Origin of the sequence: Microbacterium sp., assembly GCF_031178525.1 — a bacterium.
Classification (GTDB): Bacteria; Actinomycetota; Actinomycetes; order Actinomycetales; family Microbacteriaceae; genus Microbacterium.
Map to the genome: position 1 here is coordinate 1 of NZ_JAPSJA010000219.1, position 3,904 is coordinate 3,904.

At 73.2% G+C, this 3,904-nt stretch carries 5 protein-coding genes and 1 pseudogene; all 6 read right to left on the reverse strand.

Going from position 1 to position 3,904, the window contains the following annotated elements:
- A pseudogene (locus tag RIF89_RS11870) lies at window positions 1-389 on the reverse strand (hypothetical protein); the annotation flags it as partial.
- Between the two features lie 13 nt (window positions 390-402).
- On the reverse strand, window positions 403-858 hold the full coding sequence (locus tag RIF89_RS11875) for a flagellar biosynthetic protein FliO (RefSeq protein ID WP_309069316.1): 456 nt from the start codon (window positions 856-858) through the stop codon (window positions 403-405).
- A gap of 49 nt (window positions 859-907) precedes the next feature.
- On the reverse strand, window positions 908-1,564 hold the full coding sequence (gene fliN, locus RIF89_RS11880) for a flagellar motor switch protein FliN (RefSeq protein WP_309069317.1): 657 nt from the start codon (window positions 1,562-1,564) through the stop codon (window positions 908-910).
- Window positions 1,561-2,520: a flagellar motor switch protein FliM gene (locus RIF89_RS11885; RefSeq protein WP_309069318.1), complete on the reverse strand. Its 960-nt coding sequence runs from the start codon at window positions 2,518-2,520 to the stop codon at window positions 1,561-1,563. Before RIF89_RS11885 ends, fliN begins: the two co-directional genes overlap by 4 nt.
- A 56-nt stretch (window positions 2,521-2,576) precedes the next feature.
- Window positions 2,577-3,407: a flagellar motor protein MotB gene (locus RIF89_RS11890; RefSeq protein WP_309069319.1), complete on the reverse strand. Its 831-nt coding sequence runs from the start codon at window positions 3,405-3,407 to the stop codon at window positions 2,577-2,579.
- Window positions 3,404-3,904, reverse strand: a 501-nt coding sequence (locus RIF89_RS11895) for a MotA/TolQ/ExbB proton channel family protein (RefSeq protein WP_309069320.1), incomplete at its 5' end; no start/stop codon positions are given. The genes RIF89_RS11895 and RIF89_RS11890, both read right to left, overlap by 4 nt.

Consider the following 3,904-nt stretch of genomic DNA (forward strand, 5'->3'; position numbering starts at 1 on the left):
AGCGAGAGCGCGTTGCGGGTCATCGCGAGCACCACGAAGATCTTCGTGAACGACGACATCATGAGCAGCACCGCGGGGGCGACCGACAGCAGCGTGATGCCCAGCAGCGTCAGGACCGACGCCGACGGCGACCCGTTGACGCCGTTGATCTCGACCGTCACGCCCTCGCTCTGCGTGGGCGTCGGGACGGGCGTGGGGGCGACGGGGTCGGTGGGCGGCACGGGGGCCGCGTGCGCCAGCGCGGGCGACAGCAGCATCAGCGTCACGCCCACCAGCGCCGCCAGGGCGAGGACCACCGCGGCGCGGGTCGCGACGTCCTGCGCGCCGCCCTCGCGCGGGCCGCGCGCGCGGACCGCGCGCGGCGGCGCGAGGCGCGGGCGTTCCCTCATCGCGCGCGTCCTCTCACCGGACGCGGCGGAGTGCGCGGGCGGTCTGACGCCAGGTGTCGGGCGACAGGATCGAGCCGTGCAGCGGGTCCGTCTGCGGGGCCACCGTGCGGCGATCCCGCCGCAGCGGAGCGGCCGGCACCGGGGCGCCCTCAGCGCGGGCGGAAGCGGACGACGCCGCGTCGTCGGCCGCGGCCGCGAGCAGCCGCTCGAAGCCGCCGACGACATCGCTGCCCGCGGCACGCGGCGTGCCCGCCTCGATGCGGTGCGGCGACCGGACGCGGTCGACCACCGAGACGCCCTGCTCGCTGACGCCGAGCACGTAGCGCGTGCCCTCGACCTCCACGACGACCAGCTGCGCCTTGCCGCCGAGGGCCTGCCGGGAGATCACGGTGATGCCCTCGTCCCGGCGGCGTCGCGCGACACCGCCGCGCGTCAGCCGGCGCTGCAGGTACCAGAGCACGCCGAGCACCGCCGCGAGCGAGACCGCGACGCGCAGGGCGAGCAGCAGATCGTCCAGCTCAGACCTCGGCGTTCTCGAGGATGCGCGTGATCCGCACCGCGTAGTCCTGGTCGACGACGACGATCTCGCCGTGCGCGATGAGACGCCCGTTGAGCTTGATGTCGGCGGGTGCGCCGGCCGACCGGTCGAGTTCCACGATCCGGCCGGGTGTGAGATCGAGCACGTCGCGCACCGCCATGCGGGTGCGTCCGATCTCGACCGTCAGGTCCATCTCGACCCCGGCGATCCGCTGCAGGCGACGGGAGGACAGCTGCCCCGCGTCCGCCGTGCGGGTCACCCGCACGGCGAGGCGTCCCACCGTGCGGCCCGTCTCGTCCTGCAGGTCGAAGATCTGCGCCTGAGGGTGGGAGAACAGCGCGGATGCGTCGCCGATGCTCACGTCGCCGAGCACGCCGGGTCCCAGCGTGGCGGCGGCCGCGTCGATCGCGTCGTGCAGGCGGTCCACGAGTGATGCGTCCGGCACGCCGTCCGCGAGGGACGTGGGGTCCAGGATCAGCGCCGCCAGCTCGGCGCTCGTCTCGCCGACGTACGAGGCGATCACGGCGTCGCCCGTGTCCCCGGAGGCGTGCGAGGCGCGTGCGCTGATCTCGGCGGCCGTGGGCATCCGCGACGCGAACGCGGCGGCGACGGCGGACTCGTGTGCGGTGGGGGTCACCTGAGCTCCTCGGGGATGGGATCCGCGGCGTCGGCTTCTGCCGAGCCGGACGCGCTGATGGACGTGATCACGCAGGCGAGGCGCGCACCGCTCGTGCCGACGGCGGCGGTCGCGACCGGGACGTCGCCGCTGACGAGGTCGAGGGGACGGTCGTGTGCGTGCGGGAAGCGCAGGACGTCGCCGACCGACAGGCCGAGGACGTCGCTGGGCCGCACGGCGCGCGGCGCGAGACGGAGGGACAGCTCGACCGGCGTCTCCTCGATCCGACGGCGGATGAGCGCCGGGGCGTTGTCGACCGGTGCGGTCGGCGTCGCGCTCGTGAGCCGCTCGAGCACCGGCGCGGCGCGCAGCATCACGCTCGCCGGCACCACGCGCTCGCCGAACCGCATCGAGAAGCGTGCGACGATCACGAGATCGCCCGCCGAGGCGAGCTGCGCGAAGGCCGGGCTGTACTGGATCCCGGAGACCGTGAGGCCGCGGGGCAGGAGGCCGCCCAGGGCGTGGCCGAGGTTCTCCAGCGCATCCGTCATGAGATACCGGATCAGCGCCTGCTCGATGGGCGTGAGGGCGCGCTCCTCGGTGATGTCGACCGGTCGTCCGCCGACGAGCTGCACGATCCACGACAGCGCGGCCGACAGCGGGAACTGCACGATGCTGCTCGCGTCGCTCGTGTCCGCTCCCGCCGGTGCGCACACGACGATCGCGGTGGTGGGCGGCAGCGAGTCGGCGTACTCCGCGTAGGTCAGCATCGACACCTGCTCGAGGCCGACGTGCGCGCGAACGCGGATCTTGTCGGTCAGCTGGGTCGCCCACTGCCGCGCGAACGTCTCGAAGGACAGCTCGAGCGTTCGCGCGTGCTCGCGGGCCAGCGTGGCGGCGCGACCGAAGTCGTACACCTCGACGACGGGTGCGTCCCGCGTCGCCACGGCGCGGTCCGCGCGCTCCTCGATCACCACGAACCCGACTATCGGGCGGGGGAGGGCGCGCGTAAGGCGACCGGGAAAGGGGCCGGTCAGGAGTGCGTGTCGTCGGTCATCAGCTCGGGGATGAGGGCGCGCACCTCCTCCTCGGCGTCGGAGAGCACGACGATGTCGACGCGGCGGTTGCGGGCGAGGGCCTCGTCGTCCTCGCCGTCGGCGATCGGGCGGGTCGAGCCGAAGCCCACGGCCTGCACGTGGTCGCCGCGCAGGCGATTGACCTCGACGAGGTGACGGAGGACCTGCGTCGCGCGGCCGGACGACAGCTCCCAGTTGGTGGGGAACGGTGCGGCCGGGTCACGGCGGTCGGCGTGCCCCTCGACCGAGATGTCGTTCGGGACCTCCTGGAGCACCGGTCCCAGCGCGTCGAGCACCGCGACGGCCTTCGCGCTGAGATCGGTGCTGTTGGTGGCGAAGAACGTCTCCGCGCCGATGAGTCCGACCGTGAGACCGCGGTCGTCGATCGTGAACTCCGCCGTGCCGTTGAGCCCCTTGGCATCGAGCGCGCCCTCGAGCCGCGCGCGCAGGTCCTCGAGATCGTCGAGCTCGGCCCGGGCGGCCAGCAGATCCGCGTCGACGTTCGCCGCGTGACCGACATCCTCCGCGCGCAGCTCGGGCGGCAGCACGAGCCCCGAGAAGTCGATGTCCTCGCTGGGCTCCTGACCGAAGCCGGTGGCGAGAGAGTCGCGCAGCGCGTCGAACTTCTGCTGGTCGACGCTCGACATCGCGAACAGCACGATGAACAGGCACATCAGCACCGTCACCATGTCGAGGTAGGACGCCATCCACCGCTCGTCCGGGCCGTCATGGCCCCCGGAGGAGTGATCGGCGGCGCCGCGGCGGCGCCCTGCGCGGCGCGTGCTCATGCGTCCGCGGTCTCCGGTGCCGGAGCGCTCTGGCGCTTGTCCGCACGCTTGGCGGGCCGGTCGGCGACGAGGGCCTGCAGGCGTTCGCCGACGTGGTGAGGCGGGCTGCCGGCCTGCACCGCGAGCATCCCCTCCATGACGAGCGTCATGCGCTCGAGCTCCAGCTCGCCGAGACGCTGCAGCCGGTTGCCGATCGGCAGCCACATGAAGTTCGCCGACAGCAGGCCCCACAGCGTGGCGACGAACGCGCTGGCGATCATCGGGCCGAGCGTGTCGGGGGTGTCGAGCTTCTCGAGCACGTGCGTCAGCGACACGACGGTGCCGATGATGCCCACGGTAGGGGCGTAGCCGCCGAGCGTGGCGAAGAAGCGCGACGCCGTGCGGTTGCGCGCCGCGGTCGAGGCGATCTCGTCCTCGAGCACGATGCGCAGCTCTTCGGCGTCGGTGCCGTCCGCGATGCTCTGCAGCGCCTGCCGCACGAACGGGTCGTCGGCGTC

What these genes read in the sequence shown, in the direction of transcription:
- RIF89_RS11890 (WP_309069319.1), bottom strand. Translation starts at nt 3,407, where the DNA reads ATGAGCACGCGCCGCGCAGGGCGCCGCCGCGGCGCCGCCGATCACTCC.